This window comes from Pantoea sp. C8B4 (assembly GCF_051336905.1).
GTDB classification, from domain to species: domain Bacteria; phylum Pseudomonadota; class Gammaproteobacteria; order Enterobacterales; family Enterobacteriaceae; genus Pantoea; species Pantoea rwandensis_B.
The window spans coordinates 215,312-236,738 of the sequence record NZ_JBGMNK010000007.1 but is presented as its reverse complement, the minus strand read 5'-3'; the positions used below and the strand labels follow the sequence as shown (position 1 = coordinate 236,738).

The 21,427-nt window shown below is 53.3% G+C and carries 22 protein-coding genes; 8 read left to right on the top strand and 14 right to left on the bottom strand.

Translation table 11 applies throughout. The features are described from left to right. Positions 1-217: 217 nt before the first annotated feature. The gene (gmhB, locus tag ACCW76_RS11550) at positions 218-778 is read right to left on the bottom strand and encodes a D-glycero-beta-D-manno-heptose 1,7-bisphosphate 7-phosphatase (RefSeq protein WP_436338588.1); all 561 of its coding nucleotides are present in this window, start codon (positions 776-778) and stop codon (positions 218-220) included. A 188-nt stretch (positions 779-966) separates the two neighbouring features. On the opposite strand from gmhB, the gene metN reads away from it, so the two are divergent. The 6 genes from metN (at position 967) to proS (ending at position 6,524) form a co-directional block, all read left to right on the top strand. Beyond that, on the top strand, positions 967-1,998 hold the full coding sequence (metN, locus tag ACCW76_RS11545) for a methionine ABC transporter ATP-binding protein MetN (protein WP_436338587.1): 1,032 nt from the start codon (positions 967-969) through the stop codon (positions 1,996-1,998). Next, positions 1,991-2,644, top strand: coding sequence for a methionine ABC transporter permease MetI (locus tag ACCW76_RS11540; protein ID WP_034829428.1), 654 nt, complete (start codon positions 1,991-1,993; stop codon positions 2,642-2,644). The genes metN and ACCW76_RS11540 overlap by 8 nt, the downstream gene beginning before the upstream one ends. 37 nt (positions 2,645-2,681) lie before the next feature. Next, a complete protein-coding gene (locus ACCW76_RS11535; RefSeq protein WP_436338586.1) occupies positions 2,682-3,497 on the top strand; it encodes a MetQ/NlpA family lipoprotein in 816 nt (271 codons plus the stop codon). 115 nt (positions 3,498-3,612) lie between these two features. Beyond that, positions 3,613-4,014: an Rcs stress response system protein RcsF gene (gene rcsF, locus ACCW76_RS11530; protein ID WP_084937309.1), complete on the top strand. Its 402-nt coding sequence runs from the start codon at positions 3,613-3,615 to the stop codon at positions 4,012-4,014. Beyond that, positions 4,011-4,715: a tRNA (N6-threonylcarbamoyladenosine(37)-N6)-methyltransferase TrmO gene (gene tsaA, locus ACCW76_RS11525; protein WP_045813797.1), complete on the top strand. Its 705-nt coding sequence runs from the start codon at positions 4,011-4,013 to the stop codon at positions 4,713-4,715. The genes rcsF and tsaA overlap by 4 nt, the downstream gene beginning before the upstream one ends. 90 nt (positions 4,716-4,805) lie before the next feature. Continuing rightward, the gene (gene proS / locus ACCW76_RS11520) at positions 4,806-6,524 is read left to right on the top strand and encodes a proline--tRNA ligase (RefSeq protein ID WP_045813798.1); all 1,719 of its coding nucleotides are present in this window, start codon (positions 4,806-4,808) and stop codon (positions 6,522-6,524) included. 30 nt (positions 6,525-6,554) lie between these two features. Here the strand turns inward: proS and arfB are convergent, their stop codons facing one another. Continuing rightward, entirely contained in the window at positions 6,555-6,965 is a 411-nt protein-coding gene (gene arfB, locus ACCW76_RS11515) for an alternative ribosome rescue aminoacyl-tRNA hydrolase ArfB (protein WP_038648886.1), read from the bottom strand. Between the two features lie 216 nt (positions 6,966-7,181). On the opposite strand from arfB, the gene ACCW76_RS11510 reads away from it, so the two are divergent. Then, a complete protein-coding gene (locus ACCW76_RS11510; protein WP_013507964.1) occupies positions 7,182-7,382 on the top strand; it encodes a YaeP family protein in 201 nt (66 codons plus the stop codon). Further along, positions 7,369-7,632, top strand: a complete 264-nt coding sequence (rof, locus tag ACCW76_RS11505; RefSeq protein ID WP_038648888.1) for a Rho-binding antiterminator — start codon at positions 7,369-7,371, stop codon at positions 7,630-7,632. Before ACCW76_RS11510 ends, rof begins: the two co-directional genes overlap by 14 nt. Before the next feature lie 40 nt (positions 7,633-7,672). On the opposite strand, the gene ACCW76_RS11500 is transcribed toward rof, so the two are convergent. The 12 genes from ACCW76_RS11500 to ACCW76_RS11445 form a co-directional block, all read right to left on the bottom strand. Further along, positions 7,673-7,981: a c-type cytochrome gene (locus tag ACCW76_RS11500; protein ID WP_436338591.1), complete on the bottom strand. Its 309-nt coding sequence runs from the start codon at positions 7,979-7,981 to the stop codon at positions 7,673-7,675. A gap of 14 nt (positions 7,982-7,995) precedes the next feature. Further along, positions 7,996-9,297 carry a tRNA lysidine(34) synthetase TilS gene (tilS, locus tag ACCW76_RS11495; RefSeq protein WP_436338585.1) on the bottom strand — a complete coding sequence of 434 codons (1,302 nt, stop codon included), beginning with the start codon at positions 9,295-9,297 and terminating at the stop codon, positions 7,996-7,998. Positions 9,298-9,350: 53 nt separating this feature from the next. Continuing rightward, on the bottom strand, positions 9,351-9,740 hold the full coding sequence (locus ACCW76_RS11490) for a VOC family protein (protein ID WP_038648896.1): 390 nt from the start codon (positions 9,738-9,740) through the stop codon (positions 9,351-9,353). Between the two features lie 72 nt (positions 9,741-9,812). Further along, entirely contained in the window at positions 9,813-11,963 is a 2,151-nt protein-coding gene (locus ACCW76_RS11485; RefSeq protein WP_097118392.1) for a lysine decarboxylase LdcC, read from the bottom strand. A gap of 204 nt (positions 11,964-12,167) precedes the next feature. Then, positions 12,168-13,127 carry an acetyl-CoA carboxylase carboxyl transferase subunit alpha gene (accA, locus tag ACCW76_RS11480; protein ID WP_034829454.1) on the bottom strand — a complete coding sequence of 320 codons (960 nt, stop codon included), beginning with the start codon at positions 13,125-13,127 and terminating at the stop codon, positions 12,168-12,170. 12 nt (positions 13,128-13,139) lie between these two features. After that, positions 13,140-16,622, bottom strand: coding sequence for a DNA polymerase III subunit alpha (dnaE, locus tag ACCW76_RS11475; protein WP_436338584.1), 3,483 nt, complete (start codon positions 16,620-16,622; stop codon positions 13,140-13,142). 31 nt (positions 16,623-16,653) lie between these two features. Continuing rightward, complete coding sequence (gene rnhB, locus ACCW76_RS11470; protein WP_436338583.1) at positions 16,654-17,280, bottom strand: ribonuclease HII; 627 nt, start codon at positions 17,278-17,280, stop codon at positions 16,654-16,656. Continuing rightward, positions 17,273-18,421, bottom strand: coding sequence for a lipid-A-disaccharide synthase (gene lpxB, locus ACCW76_RS11465; RefSeq protein ID WP_038648907.1), 1,149 nt, complete (start codon positions 18,419-18,421; stop codon positions 17,273-17,275). The genes rnhB and lpxB overlap by 8 nt, the downstream gene beginning before the upstream one ends. A gap of 3 nt (positions 18,422-18,424) precedes the next feature. Then, the gene (gene lpxA, locus ACCW76_RS11460) at positions 18,425-19,213 is read right to left on the bottom strand and encodes an acyl-ACP--UDP-N-acetylglucosamine O-acyltransferase (RefSeq protein WP_045832791.1); all 789 of its coding nucleotides are present in this window, start codon (positions 19,211-19,213) and stop codon (positions 18,425-18,427) included. 3 nt (positions 19,214-19,216) lie between these two features. Then, on the bottom strand, positions 19,217-19,672 hold the full coding sequence (gene fabZ / locus ACCW76_RS11455; protein ID WP_013507953.1) for a 3-hydroxyacyl-ACP dehydratase FabZ: 456 nt from the start codon (positions 19,670-19,672) through the stop codon (positions 19,217-19,219). A 194-nt stretch (positions 19,673-19,866) separates the two neighbouring features. Then, positions 19,867-20,892, bottom strand: a complete 1,026-nt coding sequence (lpxD, locus tag ACCW76_RS11450) for a UDP-3-O-(3-hydroxymyristoyl)glucosamine N-acyltransferase (protein WP_436338582.1) — start codon at positions 20,890-20,892, stop codon at positions 19,867-19,869. A 3-nt stretch (positions 20,893-20,895) separates the two neighbouring features. Next, positions 20,896-21,396, bottom strand: a complete 501-nt coding sequence (locus tag ACCW76_RS11445; RefSeq protein ID WP_034829472.1) for an OmpH family outer membrane protein — start codon at positions 21,394-21,396, stop codon at positions 20,896-20,898. Positions 21,397-21,427: the final 31 nt, after the last annotated feature.

The window sequence follows — 21,427 nt, the reverse complement described above, 5'->3', positions numbered from 1 at the left end:
TGCGAGGTGGCGTATATTACGCTTTCCTCCTTCAGAGTCAAACACTTTTTTCAGCGTTTTTCTCCGGCGGGGTGAATTTCTTCACTCCCTGCTGAGCCGTCTGCGTTGCCGCTTTGCCGTCTCAGTGGTGGCGCATTATAGGCAGGTTCTGAGGAAGCGCAAGGGCAATTTTCAAGTTTTTATTCGTTCGCTTGAAAATTGCACAAAACCGCCTAAATCAGCCCTTCTTAATGCGTCCAGGCAGCTCTGACAGGCTATTAAGCACCCAATCTGCTGCATTTTCGCCATCAGCGGTAACTGGCTTACCCGTACGCACCAACACTTTAGTGCCCACACCTGCTGCTGCTGCTGCCTGCATATCTTCTATTTTGTCACCTACCATAAAAGAAGCAGCCATATCGATGTTCAGATGCTTCTGCGCAGAGAGCAGCATACCCGGCTGCGGCTTACGGCAATCACACGCCTGGCGATACTCTTCTACTGTTGCATCTGGCAAATGAGGACAGAAATAGATGCCATCAAGATCGACATCACGATCCGCCAGCGACCAATCCATCCATTCGGTGAGCTGCATAAACTGGTCTTCGGTAAACATGCCACGCGCAATACCGGACTGGTTGGTCACCAGTACCAGCGCGAAGCCCATCTTCTTTAGCGCCTGCAACGCTTCAATGGTGCCATCGATGAATTCAAAATTATCGATTTCGTGAACATAACCATGATCGACATTTAGGGTGCCATCACGATCTAGAAAAATAGCGGGGACTTTGTTCGACACGTAGAAACTCCTGCTGCAAATAATGCCGCACAGTATCGCATGATTGCATATATAGAGAGAATGGCAGATTGAATGACTTCGATTGATTTAGCCGTCTGGATGCCTTAACATCCATCCAAATTTCACGCAGCGCGATCGCGTGAAACCCGATACACCACGGACAACGCAACACGATAACTATTAAACTAATGATTAAACTCGAAAACATTACCAAAGTGTTCCAGCAAGGTTCACGCACCATTCAGGCGCTTTCAAACGTCAGCCTGCACGTGCCTGCCGGACAAATTTATGGCGTCATCGGTTCTTCCGGTGCCGGTAAAAGTACGCTGATTCGCTGCGTTAATTTACTTGAGCGTCCAACATCGGGGCGTGTTTTGGTTGATGGGCAGGATTTGACCGCCCTCTCCTCCTCAAAACTGACGCTGGCACGCCGTCAGATTGGCATGATCTTCCAGCACTTCAATTTGATGAACTCACGGACCGTAGCCGGTAACGTTGCGCTGCCGCTCGAATTGGGCAACCTGTCACGCGAGCAGATTAAAAACCGCGTAACTGAACTGCTGGAGTTAGTTGGACTGGCAGACAAGCACGACAGCTGGCCCGCGAATCTTTCCGGTGGGCAAAAACAGCGTGTGGCAATTGCCCGTGCGCTGGCCACTAATCCAAAAGTTTTGCTGTGTGATGAAGCCACCAGCGCCCTCGACCCAGCAACCACACGTTCCATCTTAGAATTATTAAAAGACATCAACCGCCGTCTGGGGATCACTATTCTGCTGATCACTCATGAGATGGATGTGGTGAAACGCATCTGCGACCAGGTTGCCGTTATCAGTAATGGCGAACTGATTGAGAAAGACAGCGTTAGTGAAGTGTTCTCACATCCTAAAACGCCATTGGCACAGCAATTCATTCAATCGACACTGCATCTGGATATCCCAGACGATTACCAGCAGCGCATGCAGCCGCAAGCCTCTGCTGAAAGCGTCCCGCTGTTGCGTATGGAGTTCACTGGCAAATCAGTAGATGCGCCGCTGCTTTCAGAAGCTGCTCGTCGCTTCAATGTGAATAACAACATCATCAGTGCCCAGATGGATTATGCCGGCGGCGTTAAGTTCGGCATCATGCTGGCCGAGATGGATGGCAGTGAAACAGATACACAGGCAGCGATTGCCTGGCTGAAAGAAAATCATGTGAAAGTAGAGGTACTGGGTTATGTCTGAAGCGATGCTGTGGTTACTGACGCGTGGCGTCTGGGAAACGCTGATGATGACCTTCGTCTCTGGTTTCTTTGGTTTTGTACTCGGCCTGCCCGTCGGCGTGCTGCTATATGTCACTCGCCCAGGGCAAATTCTGGCCAATGGCACACTCTATCGCGTGCTCTCAGCGGTGGTGAATATCTTCCGTTCAATCCCCTTCATTATATTGCTGGTGTGGATGATTCCTTTCACGCGCATGATTGTCGGCACCTCCATTGGTTTGCAGGCCGCAATCGTGCCATTGACAGTGGGTGCCGCTCCCTTTATTGCGCGTATGGTTGAGAATGCGCTGTTAGAGCTGCCAACCGGTTTGATTGAAGCCTCACGCGCGATGGGCGCTACTCCCCTGCAGATCGTACGTAAAGTGCTGCTACCCGAAGCCCTGCCGGGTCTGGTGAATGCCGCTACAATTACTCTGATTACGCTGGTCGGCTACTCCGCCATGGGCGGCGCGGTCGGCGCAGGTGGCTTGGGTCAGATTGGCTATCAGTATGGTTACATTGGCTATAACGCCACTGTGATGAATACCGTGCTGATTTTGCTGGTTGTTCTGGTGTATCTCATTCAATTCTGTGGCGACCGCATTGTCCGTGCTGTGTCACATAAATAAGTAAACAACATCAATAGTCCTCTATTAAGGAAAGGATATGTCTTTCACATTTAAAAAGATTGCCGCTGTGGGTGCTCTGATTGGCGCAATTGCGCTGGCAGGATGCGATCAGAAAGCTAAAGATCCAAACCACATCAAAGTGGGTGTGATTGTCGGTGCTGAACAGCAGGTTGCTGAAACTGCGGTTAAAGTCGCTAAAGAAAAATACAACCTGGATGTTGAGCTGGTGACCTTTAACGATTACGTGCTGCCAAACGAAGCGCTGAGCAAAGGCGATATCGATGTCAACGCCTTCCAGCATAAGCCATATCTCGATCAGCAGATCAAAGACCGTGGCTACAAACTGGTCCCGGTCGGCAATACCTTCGTGTATCCAATCGCTGGCTACTCGAAAAAGATCAAGTCACTGGATGAACTGCAAAACGGTGCACAGGTTGCGATTCCTAACGATCCAACCAACCTCGGTCGTTCACTGCTGCTGCTGCAGAAAGTGGGCCTGATCAAACTGAAAGATGGCGTGGGCCTGCTGCCAACCTCTCTGGATATCGTTGAGAACCCTAAAAACCTGAAGATTGTTGAGCTGGAAGCACCACAGTTGCCACGTTCACTGGACGATCAGCAGATTGCTCTGGCGGTGATCAACACCACTTACGCCAGCCAGATTGGTCTGACGCCAGCAAAAGATGGCATCTTTGTGGAAGATAAAGATTCTCCTTACGTGAACCTGATCGTCAGCCGTGAAGATAATAAAGATGCGGAAAACGTGAAGAAATTTGTTCAGGCATATCAGTCTGATGAAGTTTCTGAAGCCGCGAACAAAATCTTCAACGGTGGTGCAGTTAAAGGCTGGTAATTTTCGCCTTTGATGCCATCCAGGGCGGCTTCGGCCGCCCTTTCTTTTTGCTGACTTGTTATTTAATCCCGTCCTTGTTTCAATAACGCCACTTTTTTCTATTGAGGATGTTGCTATGCGTTTCTTACCGCTCTGCTTGTTAGCCTTAATGCTAACTGGGTGTGTACGTGAATATCACCCAATAAGCAGCGCCCCCGCTCGTCCGCAACAGTCATCCAGCGAACCTGAGCGCAAACCCACTCCTCGCCCTGCGCCAGTGAAGATTTATACCGATGCGACCGATCTGGTTAGCAACCCGTTCCGCGATCTGGGTGAAGTTTCCGCCGATGATTGCCAAAGCAGCAGCCAGGATTCGCCACCGAACATCAACACCGCGCGTAAACGTCTGCAGATCAAAGCAGCCAACATGAAAGCGAATGCTGTTTTGCTGCATAAATGCGAAATCGTCACCAGCACGCCAGGCTGCTATCGCCAGGCCATTTGCCAAGGCTCAGCACTGAAAGTTTCCAATCAATGAGTGATTTTGCCTTTGCGCAAATCGGCGTTATTCGTTCGCCGTGGAAAGAAAAATTTGCCGTACCGCGCCAGCCTGGCTTAGTTCAGGATGGTGGCGGCGAGTTGCATCTCTTGCCGCCTTATAATCAGCCAGAAGCGGTGCGGGGGCTTGAAGCCTTCAGCCATCTTTGGGTGCTGTTTGTTTTCCATCAGACCATGGAAGGCGGTTGGCGCCCAACCGTGCGCCCTCCTCGCTTAGGCGGCAACGCGCGCATGGGAGTTTTCGCCACCCGATCCACCTTTCGCCCTAACCCCATTGGCATGTCGCTGGTCGAGTTGAAAGGCATTCGATGTGATAAGCAGCAGGTGATTTTGCAACTCGGCAGTCTGGATTTAGTCGATGGCACACCGGTAGTCGATATCAAACCGTATCTGCCGTTTGCTGAAGCCCTGCCCGATGCCCGTGCCGGCTTTGCGCAGAGCGCCCCCGATGCCACCATGCCCGTACGTTTCTCTGCTCTGGCGCAGCACCAAATCCAGCAGCAGAAAAACTATCCCCATCTGGCACGTTTTATCGCTGACGTTTTAGCGCAGGATCCCCGCCCAGCTTACCGTAAAGGTGAAGCGGAAGATCGTGAGTATGCTGCCTGGCTACTCGACTTTAACGTGCGCTGGCGTATCGATGATATCGGCACAGAAGTGATCGCTCTCGATCCACGCTAAAACAAGCTTTTGAGTGAATGATCTCGCTGGTACACTAGCCGCCAGAAAAATTTTTGTCCGTGTCCTTCCGTACAACTGGAATCGTAATCAATGCGTACTACTCAATATCTGCTCTCTACTCTGAAAGAGACGCCATCCGATGCGGAAGTGATCAGCCACCAGCTGATGCTGCGCGCCGGTATGATCCGTAAACTGGCTTCTGGTCTTTATACCTGGCTGCCGACCGGTGTTCGCGTGCTGCGAAAAGTTGAAAACATCGTACGCGAAGAGATGAACAACGCGGGTGCGATTGAGATCTCCATGCCGGTGGTTCAGCCTGCCGATTTATGGGAAGAGAGCGGCCGTTGGGAGCAGTACGGCCCAGAACTGCTGCGCATTAAAGATCGCCACGAGCGTCCGTTCGTGTTGGGGCCAACTCACGAAGAAGTGGTCACCGATTTGATCCGCAACGAGCTGAGCTCGTACAAACAGCTGCCGCTGAATCTGTATCAAATCCAGACCAAATTCCGTGACGAAGTGCGCCCTCGTTTTGGTGTGATGCGCTCACGTGAGTTCATCATGAAAGATGCCTACTCCTTCCACATCTCACAGGAATCCTTGCAGGAAACCTATGATGCGATGTATCGCGCTTACAGCCAGAGCTTCAGCCGTATGGGGCTGGATTTCCGTGCGGTGCAAGCGGATACCGGTTCGATTGGCGGCAGCGGCTCTCACGAATTCCAGGTGCTGGCGCAGAGCGGTGAAGATGATGTGATCTTCTCCAGCGAATCCGATTACGCCGCCAACATCGAAAAAGCGGAAGCCGTGGCGCCAGCGGGTGAACGTCCAGCGGCAACTCAGGCGATGACGCAGTTTGCTACGCCAAACGCGAAAACCATTGCTGAGCTGGTCGAGCAACATCAGATCCCGGTTGAGAAAACCGTGAAGACGCTGATTGTGAAAGGTACTGAAGAGAGCGGCCATGCACTGGTTGCCTTGCTGGTTCGCGGTGATCACGAGCTAAACGAAATTAAAGCCGAGCATCTGGATATCGTTGCCTCTCCACTGGAGATGGGCAGTGAAGAAGCGATTCGTGCAGCCGTTGGCGCAGGCTTTGGTTCAATCGGCCCGGTGGGTTTGAACATGCCAGTGATTGCCGACCGCACCGTGGCAAAGATGAGCGATTTCTCCGCAGGCGCGAACATTGATGGTCAGCACTTCGCCGGTATCAACTGGGTACGCGATTTGCCAGAAGCCCGTGTGGAAGATATCCGTAACGTCGTCGAAGGTGATCCGAGCCCGGATGGCAAAGGCACACTGCAGATCAAACGTGGTATCGAAGTGGGTCACATCTTCCAGCTGGGTACCAAATATTCTGACGCAATGAAAGCTGCCGTTCAGGGTGAAGAGGGTCGTAACCAGATTATGACCATGGGTTGCTACGGCATTGGTATCACCCGTGTTGTCGCCGCGGCCATTGAGCAGAACCATGACGAACGCGGCATCATCTGGCCGGCTGCGCTGGCACCGTTCGAAGTGGCGATTTTGCCAATGAACATGCAGAAATCTTTCCGCGTGAAGGAGCTGGCAGAAGAGCTGTACAGCCAACTCCGTGCCAAAGGCATTGATGTGATTCTGGATGACCGCAAAGAGCGTCCAGGCGTGATGTTTGCTGATATGGAACTGATTGGCGTGCCACACACCATCGTCATCGGTGACCGTAACCTCGATAACGAAGAGATCGAGTACAAGGCACGTTCATCCAGCGAGAAGCAGATGATCAAACAGCACGATATTGTCGAGTTCCTGGCAAAAGCGCTGAACAAGTAATACTGAAACGCCTCCAGCTGGAGGCGTTTATCATTGCACTTTTCCCCGCATCGCTTTCACATTACTGCGCCGTGATTTCCCCTCCAGCCTCCGCTCTTTAGAGGCACGCGTGGGTCGTGTCGCTCGCCGAGTTTTTTCCACCGTGGTTAACTCACGAATCAGATTGATCAGCCGCTGCAGGGCCGCCTCGCGATTCATTTCCTGGCTGCGATACTCCTGAGATTTGATGATCACCACGCCTTCTGCCGTGATCAAATGGTGGCTCGCAGCCAATAGACGTTCCTTGTAGAACGGTGGCAGCGAAGAGGCATGGATATCAAAACGCAGATGGATAGCGGTGGACGTTTTATTCACATGCTGCCCGCCGGCACCTTGTGCACGAATGGCACTGAGCTCGACCTCGTTGTCTGCAAGTGAGACTGAACGCGACAGCACGATCATCTGTCACCTGCCTTTAAGAACGATGTTGTGTCGCGGAATAACCTGTTCATCAACTTAACCTTTTGTGCGCCGCCTTCCTGCTTAAGGCCAGCGCTGTGTGTCACTTTTACACTTTTCTTTGCACAGATCGCGGCTTCCCCTGGCTGATTTCCATGAAAATCCTGTGATATAGTCGCTCATCAACCAGAGTATTTAAGCTCTGCTGAGGGGGTGTATGTGCAAAAGTATTGTGAGTTAGTTCGCCAGAAGTATGCCGAAATCGGCAGTGGCGACCTGGGGTATGTGCCAGACGCGATAGGTTGCGCGCTAAACGCACTCAACGATATTGCCGCTAATTCTGCGCTAAACTCTTCTGTCAGGGAACAAGCAGCTTATGCTGCTGCTAACTTATTGGTGAGCGACTATGTTGACGAATGAAGCCTACAAACCCATCAACTGCGATGACTACGATAGCCTCGAGCTCGCCTGCACCAAACACTGGACGCTGTCTTTGGAGTTAAAAAACGGCGATCAGCTTAAGGCGAAAGCCGTTGACATGGTCTCACGTAAAAACGTGGAGTACCTGACGGTCGATCTCTCCGGTGAAACCCGCGAACTGCGTCTTGACCATATCGCCAGCTTCAGTCATCCCGAGCTGGGCACCGTCATCGTTAGCGAAGACGAATAACTACCACATCCGGGCGGGAATGCTATCCCGCCCTCCTCGCTTACGGCTTCAGCGAACTGTAATACGCCGATAAATCTTCCATATCCTGATCGCTCAATCCTGCCACAAACGCTTTCATCACTTCGGCCTGACCACCGCTGCGCTCCCCTTTTTTATATGCCTGCAAGGAGTGCAGCAGGTAAGGCGCATGTTGCCCGGCAAGATTGGGATAAAGCGGCACAGCACTTTTTCCTTCCGCGCCATGACACGCCAGGCAGGTTGCTGCTTTTTGCGCGCCTGCATTTACATCGCCGTCGGCAAAAGCCGGCAACGCAGCGGCCAGCAATACTGCCGCCATCCAGTGTTTCATCATTGCTCTCCATCTTATTGTTGTTGTAACCAGATCGCTTGCCAGCCTTGCTCATCACTGGCCGCACCCTCTCGGGTAACAAAAAGTCCCGGTGCGCAGATCAGCATCTGGTTGTAGTAAATCAAAGGAATACGTTCACGCTGCCAGGGTGGCACACCTAACTCCTGCCACAGTTTTTTTATCTCGCGCCCTCCGGCGCGGCCCAGCAGATGATAATAGCCGCTGGCCTGAAAACGAACGTTGATCGATTCGTCCTCGGTGGGTTGACGCAAGGTGGCGATCGCCGGGTTTGCCTGTAATACGCCTAAATTCTCGGGCAGCCGCAGCGCTTGTTCACGATCATGCCAGGTTAGCGAGTGCTGACTCAGCGATGCATGCGCGTTAAGCCAATACAGCCGCTGGCGATAACGGCGGAGTGTAAAGGCAGCAAAACTCAGGCTGGGATTGGCATCTTCACGGCTACACATCACTTCATCGGTGATACGTTTTAAGGCATCACGTGAAGGCATCGCGCCGCCCTGCTGTGCAATCCAGCGACGCAAAAGCGCATGGCGTCGCACTTCGCTCATCGCCAGCAATGGCGGAAAATGCAGTGCGCCCTGTTCATCAGTGAGCTGGGCCAACTGTTCTGCCAGCAGTTCATCCAGCAATTGCTCCTGCTCACCACACAGCGCGGCACTGCGGGCGCTGGCGGCGTTAAAATGTGGCCAGCGCGTCTGCAGCAACGGCAGAATGTCCTGACGAAGAAAATTACGGTCATAGCGGCTGTCGGCGTTACTCTCATCTTCAATCCAGCCTAAGCCGTGTTCCGTCGCATAGGCTTCGAGTTGCTGACGACTGATATCCAGCAACGGACGCAGGTGCGAATTTTTCCCCACCTGGCGCAGGATGGGCATCCCCGCCAATCCTGCTGGACCACTGCCCCTTTTTAACGCCAACAACAGCGTTTCACACTGGTCGTCAAGGTGCTGAGCCGTAAGTAAGTGCTCACCGGGTTGCAGCTGTTGAAATAACGCCTGGTAGCGTGCTTCCCGGGCCGCCGCCTCAATGCCCTTTACACGACCATCCACCTGAACACGCAATACTTCGCAGGGAATCTGCCACTGCTGGCAGATATGCAGGCAATGTGACGCCCAGCGCTCCGCATTTGGGCTTAATCCATGATGGACGTGCAACGCGCGCACCTGCAACTCGGGCACCTGGCGTTGCCAACTCACCAGCTGATGCAGCAATACGGTGGAATCCAACCCGCCACTGAACGCCAGCACACAGCGGGCGTCGGGTGTCAGTAACGAAGCAAGATGGGAAAAGGACATAGCGTAATCCGTCAACGCGAACCGCCTGATTGCGGCCCGCAGCGGTGGCTAGTTTACGCTTGATACAGCTCCAGCGGCAAACCGTCTGGATCCGGAAAGAAAGTGCACGCTTTGCCGGTCAGGGCGTCAATGCGGATGGGTTCGCACACCACGCCTTTCGCAGCCAACGCCACAATCGACTGTTCAACATCATCAACACAAAACGCCAGATGACGCAGACCGCAGGCTTCCGGCCCACTGACGCGTGGCGGCGGCGAGGGGAACGAGAACAGTTCGATGGTATAAACCCCGTTCAATCCCAGATCCCCTTTCCACGAATCACGCTCGGCGCGGTAATACTCACCCAGCAAATCAAAACCTAACACGTCACAGTAAAACGCCTTACTGCGCTGATAATCGGTGGCAATAATGGCAATGTGGTGGATCTGTTTTATCTGCAGCATAGCGGCTCCTAAAGAATCAGCCGCTAAGCCTACGTGCTCGTTAGCGCGCTGAAAAGAGGCAATTGTCCGAAGTTAACGGCTGTTTTCCTCACGCAGCACGCGCACCAGATAGCGCCCATCGTCGGTGAGCGTTGCACCATGGATATCGGTTTCAAATCCAGGATAGTGCCGTCCAATAGTGCAGAGCATCAGCAGAAAATCGAGCACTGCACGGCTCTCCTCCGTGATCATCTCACCTGGCATCACCAACGGCACGCCCGGCGGGTAAGGCAGAATCATGTTGGCAGAGACCCGGCCCACTAACTCACGGATATCGACGGTTTCGACTTGCCCCTGCACCTGGCGCTGGAAGGCCTGATGCGGCGTCATTTTTGATTCAGGTAATACGTCGAAAGCCTTCAGCATCAGGCGTGGCAGATCGTGTTGTCGTATCAGGTTATGAATGCCCTGCGCCAACGTCTGAATGCGCATATTGCGATAGAAATCGGGATCTTCGGCATAAAGATCCGGCAGCATGTTTTTCACCCGCAGATTAAGATCGTAGGCGCGTTTGAATTCAGTCAGACCACGCAGCACGCTCATGGCTTTGGTTTTATCGATACCGATGCTGAACAGGAACAGCAAATTGTACGGCCCGGTCTTCTCTACCACCACGCCGCGCTGATCGAGGAATTTCGCCACCAGCGCCGCAGGAATGCCTTCATCCGCCATTTTCCCCAATTCACTCATTCCGGGCGTCAGGATGGTGACTTTGATCGGATCGAGGTACATGTGATCACGATCGGCATGGGTGAATCCATGCCAGTCCTCTTCGCCTGGCTGGATCGGCCAGCACTCAGCTTCATCGATCTGCTCAGGCTGCCAGATGTCGAAGAACCAGCCATCGCACTCTTCACGCAGTCGCTGAATCTCACGACGGAAATGCAGAGCGCGCTCAACTGAGCGATTGATCAATCGCTTACCCGGATTACCGCGCAGCATCGCCGCCGCCGTTTCAATCGATGAGACAATCGCGTAACTCGGCGATGTGGTGGTGTGCATCATGTAGGCTTCATTGAAGGTGTCGTGGTCGTAATCACCTTTGATGTGAATCAGCGAGGCCTGCGAAAACGCCGCCAGCAGTTTGTGCGTCGACTGCGTTTCATAAATCACTTTGCCGGGAATACGCTCGCCGCTCATACCACTTTTGCCGCTGTAGATCGGGTGGAAGTTAGTGTACGGCACCCAAGCTGAATCGAAATGAATCGACGGCACATCCAGCGTCTCTTTGATGTACTGGGTGTTATACAACAGGCCATCGTAAGTGGAGTTGGTGATGACGGCATGCACCGGCCAACTGGCGCGTGGTGTCTGATTAACTTTCTGCTGAATGCTATCACGCGTGAACTCCCGCTGCGGGATACCGCCCAAAATACCGAGTGCGTTGCGTGTCGGCTTGAGCCAGATCGGGATGATGTCGCTCATCATCAACAGATGGGTGAGTGATTTGTGGCAGTTACGGTCAATCAGCACCGTACTGCCTGCGGGTGCAGCGTACATCCCAACAATTTTGTTCGAGGTTGAGGTGCCATTGGTCACCATATAGCTTTGTTCAGCACCAAAAGTACGCGCCACATACTCTTCTGCTTCGAGGTGCGGGCCGGTGTGATCGAGCAGAGACCCCAGTTCGGTGACGGAGATGGAGACATCCGCCTTGAGCGTGTTTGCACCGAAGAAGTCATAGAACAGGCTGCCCACCGGGCTTTTCTGGAAGGCGGTGCCGCCCATGTGGCCCGGCGTACAGAAGGTGTATTTGCCCTCTTTCACGTAGGTGAACAGCGCCTTGGTGAGCGGCGGCATGATTTTATCGATGTATTCATCGGTGTACTGGCGGATGTGCAAGGCGATGTCGTCAGCGGCATTGAGTGCGTACTCAAAGAATTGCAGCGCCATGCGCATTTCGTTAATGCTGACATCCATCTGCGAATGGGTGTTGATAAAGGCATACAGCGGCAGATATTCGTTGAGTTGATTGATGTCGCTGCACAGCGCCAGACTGTAATCGTCCCAGTCAAAAACCACGCCGCAGATACGCGGGTTGTGTTCTATCAGTTTCAGCAGGTCACTGGCATTGTTGGGATAGACGGTCTGGAACCCTTGCAGCTTGAGGGCTGCGTCCAGTTCACGAATCGGTTCATCTTTGTAGAACGCGCCGTGCGGTCCCATGATCGCGATAATATTCAATGCTCACCTCCTGTGGTGTTATGGCACTGAATAAGGATAGCGAAAAGTGAGAGGTGAATGTTCTGGAATGCGGTGTTGTTGATGTGAAGTATTGTTAGATTGCCATTGCTGCCCGACTCATAGCGGTCCGTACGATCTCGCTCAGTCATCAACGGACATAAAAAAAGCGGACCGGAGTCCGCTTTTCTTTATGAGCAAGCAGGCTTACGCGTAGCCGTAGCTCATAAGGCGCTGATAGCGACGGTTAAGCAGCTCTTCCGTGCTCAGCACGTCGAGATCCGCCAGATCCGCCAGCAGTTGCTTTTTCAAGCTTGCCGCCATATCCACTGGTTGACGATGCGCGCCACCCAGAGGTTCAGGGATGATCGAGTCGATCAGCTTCAGCTCTTTCAGACGATCGGCGGTGATGCCCATCGCTTCGGCAGCCAAAGGCGCTTTATCAGCGCTTTTCCACAGAATAGAAGCACAGCCTTCCGGTGAAATCACCGAGTAGGTGCTGTACTGCAGCATGTTCACTTTGTCGCCCACGCCAATCGCCAGCGCGCCACCGGAACCGCCTTCGCCAATCACGGTACAGATGACCGGAATTTTCAGACCTGACATCTCACGCAGGTTGCGTGCGATGGCTTCTGATTGTCCACGCTCTTCGGCGCCCACACCAGGGTATGCACCCGGGGTGTCGATGAAGGTGATCAGTGGCATTTTAAAGCGTTCAGCCATCTCCATCAGTCGCAGCGCTTTGCGGTAGCCTTCTGGTGCTGGCATACCGAAGTTACGACGGATTTTCTCTTTGGTTTCACGGCCTTTCTGATGGCCAATGACCATCACCGGACGACCATCAAGACGGGCAATCCCGCCGACAATCGCTTTGTCATCGGCATAAGCGCGGTCGCCAGCCAACTCATCGAAATCATCAAACGCGTTGCGGACATAGTCCAGCGTATAAGGGCGCAGCGGATGACGCGCGAGCTGCGCAACCTGCCATGCACCTAAATCGGAGAAGATTTTACGGGTCAGCTCAACGCTTTTTTCGCGCAAACGCTGCACTTCTTCATCCAGATTAATATCGTGTTTCTCATCCGAACGGCCAATTGACTTCAGCGAGTCGATTTTCGCTTCCAGTTCTGCGATTGGCTGTTCAAAATCCAGGTAATTAAGACTCATAATGTTCCTGTTTTAGTCAAACTCCAGTTCCACCTGCTCCGATCCTACTAACGACCGCAAATCGTTGAGTAAACGATCGCTGGGCGAAATACGCCACGCTGCACCAAAGCGCAGCTTCGCCCGCGCATCTGCTCTCTGATAATAGAGATGCACCGGAATGGTCCCGGAGCGATGAGGCTCCAGAGACTGGCGGAGACGGTTTAAAAGCTGGTCATCAATTTGCCTGTCCGTCAGCGAGATAGCAAGTCCGCGCGCGTATTTTTCCCGCGCTTCGTCGATGTCCATCACTTCTCGAGCGGTCATTTTAAGGCCACCGCTAAAGTCATCAAAGCTGACCTGTCCACTGACGATCAGGATACGGTCTTTCTCCAGCAACTGCTGGTATTTATCTAACGCATCGGTAAATAACATCACTTCCAGACGACCAGAGCGATCGTCGAGAGTACAAATACCAATTCGGTTGCCGCGTTTCGTGACCATCACGCGGGCGGCAATCACCAGCCCAGCCGCGATGGTTACTTTACCACGATCCGTCGGATGCATGTCCTTCAGGCGCATGCCGCCAACGTAGCGATCAATTTCTTTAAGATACTGATTAATTGGGTGGCCGGTGAGATACAAACCCAGCGTCTCACGCTCACCGTCCAGTTGAATCTGTTCCGGCCATGGCGTGATGTTGGTGTATGACTTCTCCACCTGCTCAGGCTCTTCGGCCAGCACGCCAAACATGTCGGCTTGTCCGGTGGCTTCTGCTTTTGCGTGCTGATCCGCAGCTTTTAAAGCATCGCTGAGCGCGCTCATCAAGGCTGCACGATGCGGACCGAGGCGATCAAAAGCCCCCGACATGATCAGCTTTTCCATCACACGGCGGTTAATCTTTTTCGTATCGGTGCGAGCGCAGAGATCAAACAGCTCTTTGAAGTAGCCGCCTTCGTTACGTGCTTCGATGATGGCTTCAATCGGCCCTTCACCCACGCCTTTAATGGCGCCGATACCGTAGACGATTTCGCCTTCATCATTCACATGGAACGGATACAGACCGGAGTTGATATCGGGCGGCAGCACTTTCAGGCCCATGCGCCAGCACTCATCCACCAGGCCAACAACCTTCTCGGTGTTGTCCATATCGGCGGTCATTACCGCGGCCATAAATTCTGCTGGGTAGTGCGCTTTCAGCCACAGCGTCTGATAAGACACCAAAGCATAGGCTGCCGAGTGCGACTTGTTAAAGCCATAACCGGCAAATTTCTCTACCAGATCGAAGATCTTCATCGAGAGTTCACCATCCACGCCCATGCTTTCTGCACCGTCCTGGAACACCGAACGTTGCTTAGCCATCTCTTCGGGTTTCTTTTTACCCATTGCACGGCGCAGCATATCCGCACCACCCAGGGTATAACCCGACAGCACCTGAGCGATCTGCATCACCTGTTCCTGATACAGGATGATGCCGTAGGTTGGTTCCAGTACCGGCTTCAGGGTTTCGTGCTGCCACTGAATATCCGGGTACGAAATTTCTTCACGGCCGTGCTTACGGTCAATGAAGTTATCAACCATGCCCGATTGCAACGGTCCCGGGCGGAACAGTGCCACCAGTGCGATCATGTCTTCAAAGCAGTCCGGCTTCAGACGCTTAATCAGATCTTTCATGCCGCGTGATTCAAGCTGGAAAACCGCTGTGGTTTCCGAGCGTTGCAGCATATCGAAGCTTTTCTTGTCATCCAGCGGGATGGCGGCGATATCAATCGGCTCCAACCCTTCTTTGGCGCGGCGCGGGTTAATCATCTTCAGCGCCCAGTCGATGATGGTCAGCGTACGCAAGCCGAGGAAGTCAAACTTCACCAGGCCGGCATATTCCACATCATTTTTATCAAACTGGGTTACCGGGAATTGGCCATTCTCGTCACAGTAAAGCGGCGCAAAATCAGTGATTTTGGTCGGTGCGATAACCACCCCACCGGCGTGTTTACCGGCGTTACGCGTGACACCTTCCAGCTTGCGCGCCATATCGATCAGCGCTTTGACCTCTTCATCTGCCTCGTAGATTTCCGGCAGTTGCGGTTCCGCTTCAAAGGCTTTTTCCAGCGTCATCCCGGGATCTGGCGGGATCAACTTGGAGATGCGATCCACAAAGCCATACGGATGACCGAGCACGCGTCCTACGTCGCGGATAACCGCTTTCGCCGCCATGGTACCGAAAGTGATGATCTGCGAGACCGCTTCGCGCCCATACATCTCAGCGACATGATCGATCACCTGATCGCGCTTCTCCATGCAGAAATCAACGTCGAAGTCAGGCATTGAGACACGTTCCGGGTTAAGGAAGCGTTCGAACAGCAGGTCAAATTCCAGTGGATCGAGATCGGTGATCTTCAGCGCATACGCCACTAATGAACCCGCACCTGAACCACGGCCGGGCCCAACCGGGATACCGTTATCCTTCGACCACTGGATAAACTCCATCACGATCAGGAAGTAGCCAGGGAAGCCCATCTGGTTGATAACGTTAAGTTCAATCTCAAGACGTTCATCATATTCTGGCCGCTTTTCCGCACGCAGCTTGTCATCCGGGAACAGGAATTCAAGACGCTCTTCCAGCCCTTCACGAGATTTCATGACGAGGAAATCTTCGGTCGTCATTTCACCGGTGGGGAACTGCGGCAGGAAGTACTCACCCAGGCGTACCGTGACGTTACAACGCTTAGCAATCTCTACGCTGTTTTCCAGCGCTTCCGGGATGTCCGAAAACAGCTCGCACATCTCCTCTTCGCTGCGCATATATTGCTGAGGACTGTAATGACGTGGGCGTTTTGGATCGTCCAGCGTGAAGCCATCATGAATCGCCACGCGAATTTCATGGGCGTCAAAATCTTCTTCGTTGAGGAAACAGACTTCGTTGGTGGCCACCACCGGCACACCTTCGGCAATCGCTAGCTCAACGGCGGCATGCAGATAAGCCTCTTCATCAGCGCGTCCGGTCCGCGTCAGTTCGAGGTAATAACGATTAGGGAAGTGTTCCTGATAGAAACTGAGGCTCTGCGATACCAGCGCACTGTTGCCGCGCAGGAGACTGCGGCCAACATCGCCCTTGCGTCCACCGGAGAGCAGAATAATGCCTTCACCCAGTTCGACCAGCCAGTCACGGTCAATAATTGGCCCGGCAATACCATACCCACGCTGATACGCTCGCGAAATCAACAACGTTAGGTTCTGATAGCCAGTGTTGTTGGCGGCAAGCACCGTGAGCTGTGTCAGCTCATCGCCCATCAATTCGCTGGCGACGTGGAAATCCGCACCAATAATCGGTTTGATGCCTGCATCGTGCGCACTGCCGTAAAAACGCACCAACCCGCAAAGGTTGATATAATCGGTAATCGCAATCGCCGGCATACCAAGCGCAGCCGCCTTCTTGACCAATGGCTTAGTTTTCGCCAGGCCATCGACCATCGAATAGTCGCTGTGTACGCGCAAATGTATAAAACGAGGTTCAGCCATATCAGTTTCCGATTAAAACAGCGTCAGGCTATTAAAGCGTAGTCGGCTGGCGCGCGGTCAGCACATCAGCATCAATCAGGGCATTACGCACCGGTGCAAAGCTGCGGCGATGATGTGGCGTGGCACCAAACTGGGTCAATTTTTCCATATGCAACGCAGTTGGGTAGCCTTTGTGCTGAGCAAATCCATATTCCGGGAACAACAGATCCAGTTCGGCCATTTCACGATCGCGTGTGACTTTGGCAATGATCGAGGCTGCACTGATCTCTTGTACCAGGCTATCGCCCTTCACAACCGCTTGCGATGGCATGGCTAACGCAGGGCAACGGTTGCCATCGATCAACACAAAATCAGGCGTAACAGGCAGACCCGCTACCGCACGCTGCATCGCCAGCATAGTGGCGTGCAGAATGTTAAGCTGGTCGATCTCTTCAGGCTCTGCACGGCCCAGACTCCAGGCCAGCGCTTTCTCTTTGATCTCGTCATACAGCGCCAGCCGACGCTTTTCTGAGAGCTTCTTTGAGTCAGCCAGCCCTATAATCGGATTCGCGGGATCGAGGATGACTGCTGCCGTAACAACGGCACCTACCAGCGGACCTCGCCCTACTTCATCCACGCCAGCAATGCGCTGTGCGTTTGGGTAGATAAAATCAGCCATTGGCAATCTCCAGTACGGCGTCCGCGGCTTGCTCATCAGCATTCCAGCGAATCTGTTGATGCAACTCGTTGAAGGTATTCAGCAGGTCATCGCGCTCTGGTCCGGCATGCAACAGAGGTTCCAGCGCAGCCGCAAGCGCCTCTGGCTGGCACTCTTCCTGCAACAGCTCTTTGACCAACTCCCGACCCGCCAGCAGATTGGGCAATGAAACGTACGGTGTTTTCACCAAACGCTTCGCCAGCCAGAAGGTAAAGGGTTTCATGCGGTAACCGACCACCATCGGACACTTCGCCAGCATGCACTCCAGCGCAGCAGTGCCGGATGCGAGAATCGCCGCATCGCTGGCGATCATCGCCTGACGGCCTTTGCCATCCAGCAAATGCATCGGCAGCTCGGGTGCCACTTCAGCTTTAATCTGTTCAAACTGTTCGCGGCGTTTGGCATTGACCAGCGGCACCACAATTTCCAGCGCGGGATAACGCTGACGCAACAACTGCGCCGCACGCAAGAAATCCGCACTCAGCATTTCCACTTCTGCACCACGGCTACCCGGCAGCAAGCCCAGGCAGATCGCATCCTCCGCGATGCCTAACTCACGTCGCGCTGCCGATTTATCTGGCTGCAGCGGCATGGCATCCGCCATGGTGTGGCCGATAAAGCGGCAAGGTACGTTGAATCGATCGTAAAACGCTTTTTCAAACGGCAGAAACGCCAATACCAGATTGGTGTTGCGGCCAATTTTGAACACGCGTTTTTGTCGCCACGCCCATACAGAAGGACTGACGTAATGAATGGTGCGAATGCCTGCGCGCTTCAGGCTGCCTTCCAATGTGATATTGAAATCTGGCGCATCAATGCCGACGAAGACATCAGGCTTGAGTTCGGTGAAGCGCTGCGTCAAATCCTTGCGAATTTTCAGCAATCGGCGCAAGCGGCCGAGCACTTCAACAATGCCCATCACCGCCAGCTCTTCCATCTCATACCAGACTTCACAGCCTTCGGCCTGCATCAGCGGACCGGCAACGCCGACAAAGCGGGCATCGGGATGACGCGCTTTGAGCGCACGGATAAGACCCGCACCAAGAATATCGCCGGAGGTTTCTCCGGCGACCAGGGCAATCGTTAAGGGACGCACTGACATGGATTAACGAATCAATCCACGCGTCGAACGGGCAAAGAAGTCATAGAAAGGCTGCACTTCGCTGTGTTGTTTTGCCAGCTCCTCAATCTCTGGTTTCACTTCATCCAGCGTTTTGCCACTGCGATACAGCAGTTTGTACGCATTGCGAATCGCGTGCAGTGCTTCTTTGCTAAAGCCACGGCGTTTGAGGCCTTCGATGTTGATACCGAACGGTGTTGCGTGGTTGCCCTGCGCGATAACGTACGGTGGGACATCCTGCGCTACGCCTGAACAACCGCCAACCATCACGTGTGCACCAATGGTGCACCACTGGTGTACTGCCGTCATCCCGCCGATAATCGCGAAATCATCCACGGTGACATGACCGCCCAGCGTGGCGTTGTTGGCAAAGATGCAACGGTTACCGATCACGCAGTCATGCGCGATATGCGCATTAACCATCAGCAGGTTATCACTGCCGATTTTGGTGAGGTTGCCACCCTGCGTAGTGCCACGGTGAATGGTGACGCTCTCACGGATGCGGTTGCGATCGCCGATTTCAACACGGGTCGGCTCACCGGCATATTTCAGGTCCTGGTTCACTTCACCAATCGAAGCAAACTGATAGATCTGATTATCTTTACCGATACGCGTGTGGCCATTCACCACCACGTGCGATTTGAGCACCGTACCTTCACCAATTTCCACGTTAGCGCCGACAAAGCAGAACGGGCCGATGTGAACATTGGCGCCGATGACGGCACCTTCTTCAATGACGGAACTGGGATGAATATTGGCGGTTGAATCAATCACTAATTATGCCTCCCGGCTACGGGCACACATCATGGTCGCTTCACAGACAATCTTGCCGTCTACCGTTGCCACGCCTTTGAAGCGCGTCAGACCACGACGAGTTTTCTCGAAGGTGACTTCCATAATCATCTGATCGCCCGGTACCACTGGACGTTTGAAGCGGGCTTCGTCGATACCGGCGAAGTAATACAGCTCGCCGGGTTCCAGTTTTCCAACGCTTTTGAACGCCAGAATACCGGTTGCCTGCGCCATTGCTTCCAGAATCAGAACGCCTGGGAAAATCGGCTTACCAGGGAAGTGTCCCTGGAAAAACGGTTCATTAACAGAAACGTTCTTCACCGCACGCAGATATTTATGCTCTTCAAATTCCAGCACGCGGTCAACCAGCAAGAACGGATAGCGGTGCGGCAGCAGTTCTAAAATCTCTTCGATTTTCAGAGTATGCGTTTCAGTTGTCAAAATACTCTTCCTGTCCTAAAAAATCTGATGGCAATAATAACACGGCCTGCACAGATCAAAATGATCCTCCGCAGGCCGCAAATCAGTTCGGTGGCGTAACGCTTTCCTGAGAGACCTTCTTACGCTTTCGGGTTAAGCCGAAGTTGTGAAAAGGCACGCTGCTTTATTATGAAAGCGAGTAGCGAGCGATGCGTTTAGTCGTCTTTGCCGACCTTACGTTCGATGGCTTTTAAGCGTTTGCTTATTTCATCGATATTCATCACCAGCGCTGCCGTTTTACGCCAGGTTTTGTTGGGTTGCAGTGGGATACCCGATGAGTATACCCCCGGCTCTGTGATGGGGCGCATTACCATGCCCATGCCCGTTACGGTCACTTTGTCACAGATTTCCATATGGCCGTTAATGACGCTGGCGCCGCCAATCATACAATAACGTCCAATCTTCAGACTACCCGCCATGATCACACCACCCGCAACGGCCGTGTTATCTCCAATCACAACGTTGTGCGCAATCTGACACTGGTTGTCTATGATAACACCATTGCCGATCAGAGTGTTATCCAGTGCACCGCGATCGATAGTGGTACAGGCACCAATTTCTACCCGATCCCCAATCACGACAGTACCCAGCTGAGGGATTTTCACCCAAGTGCCACGGTCGTTAGCATACCCGAAACCATCGGCACCGATCACGGTACCCGACTGAATCAGACAATCCTGACCAATCTCGATCTCATGGTAAATCGTAACGTTAGCCCACAAACGTGAGCCGCGACCGATACGCGTCTGCTTACCCACAAAACATCCTGCGCCAATCACGACGTCGTCGCCCAGCTCAACGCCAGACTCGATCACCGCATTCGCGCCCACCGAAACGTTCTTACCCAGCGTCGCTGTCGGATCGATCACCGCACTGGGCGCGATATTCTGCGCGGGCTGCGGCGTTGTGTCCAGCAGTTGTGCCATGCGAGCGTACGTTAGGTAAGGATTTTTCACCACCAGGGCAGCGGTTTTACACCACTCCAGATCCGCTTCCGTCAGCACCACGGCTGAAGCCTGGATATGAGCGAGCTGCTCGCGGTAGCGGCTGTTTGCAAGAAAAGTGATTTGACCAGTGGTGGCGGATTGCATAGAAGCAATGCCGGAGATGGCGATATCGCCATCTCCGTGCAATTCTGCATCCAACTGCTGGGCTAAATCAGCCAGTCGAATTGATGACATCGATTATTTAACCTGTTTTACAACGTCAGCAGTGATGTCTTTAGCATCAGCAGAAGAGTACAGAACGGCCTGAGAATCCAGCACCAGATCGTAACCATCGCTTTTCGCTACAGACTGAACAGCGGTCTGGATTTTAGCCAGCAGCTTGTTACGCTCCTGCATCTGACGAGTCTGGTTGTCTTTGTCGAAAGCCTGCGCTTTCTGTTCAAAAGCAGCACGCTCAGAAGCAATCTGCTTCTCTTTCTTGGTGCGGTCGCTGGCCTTCATGGTTGACGCATTGCGCTGCAGATCCTGGATTTCACCCTGGATTTTCTGCTGCTGCGCCTGGAGGTCAGAAGCACGGCTTGAGAACTCGCCCTCAAGCTGTTTAGCAACAGCGGCACGCTGCGGAGACTGCTGGAATACCTGGCTCAGGTTCACGACGGCGATTTTATCGGCCGCCTGGGCACCCGCAGAAGCAGCTAATGCAACACCCAGAGCAGCAGCACAGAACAACTTTTTCACTATAAACTCCTTACCTCAACGTGTGTGTTTG

Coding starts and splice junctions, on each gene's coding strand:
- metN (WP_436338587.1), top strand. CDS start 967: ATGATTAAACTCGAAAACATTACCAAAGTGTTCCAGCAAGGTTCACGC.
- ACCW76_RS11540 (WP_034829428.1), top strand. CDS start 1,991: ATGTCTGAAGCGATGCTGTGGTTACTGACGCGTGGCGTCTGGGAAACG.
- ACCW76_RS11535 (WP_436338586.1), top strand. CDS start 2,682: ATGTCTTTCACATTTAAAAAGATTGCCGCTGTGGGTGCTCTGATTGGC.
- rcsF (WP_084937309.1), top strand. CDS start 3,613: ATGCGTTTCTTACCGCTCTGCTTGTTAGCCTTAATGCTAACTGGGTGT.
- tsaA (WP_045813797.1), top strand. CDS start 4,011: ATGAGTGATTTTGCCTTTGCGCAAATCGGCGTTATTCGTTCGCCGTGG.
- proS (WP_045813798.1), top strand. CDS start 4,806: ATGCGTACTACTCAATATCTGCTCTCTACTCTGAAAGAGACGCCATCC.
- arfB (WP_038648886.1), bottom strand. CDS start 6,965: ATGATCGTGCTGTCGCGTTCAGTCTCACTTGCAGACAACGAGGTCGAG.
- rof (WP_038648888.1), top strand. CDS start 7,369: ATGTTGACGAATGAAGCCTACAAACCCATCAACTGCGATGACTACGAT.
- ACCW76_RS11500 (WP_436338591.1), bottom strand. CDS start 7,981: ATGAAACACTGGATGGCGGCAGTATTGCTGGCCGCTGCGTTGCCGGCT.
- tilS (WP_436338585.1), bottom strand. CDS start 9,297: ATGTCCTTTTCCCATCTTGCTTCGTTACTGACACCCGACGCCCGCTGT.
- ACCW76_RS11490 (WP_038648896.1), bottom strand. CDS start 9,740: ATGCTGCAGATAAAACAGATCCACCACATTGCCATTATTGCCACCGAT.
- accA (WP_034829454.1), bottom strand. CDS start 13,127: ATGAGTCTTAATTACCTGGATTTTGAACAGCCAATCGCAGAACTGGAA.
- dnaE (WP_436338584.1), bottom strand. CDS start 16,622: ATGGCTGAACCTCGTTTTATACATTTGCGCGTACACAGCGACTATTCG.
- rnhB (WP_436338583.1), bottom strand. CDS start 17,280: ATGGCTGATTTTATCTACCCAAACGCACAGCGCATTGCTGGCGTGGAT.
- lpxB (WP_038648907.1), bottom strand. CDS start 18,421: ATGTCAGTGCGTCCCTTAACGATTGCCCTGGTCGCCGGAGAAACCTCC.
- lpxD (WP_436338582.1), bottom strand. CDS start 20,892: ATGTCATCAATTCGACTGGCTGATTTAGCCCAGCAGTTGGATGCAGAA.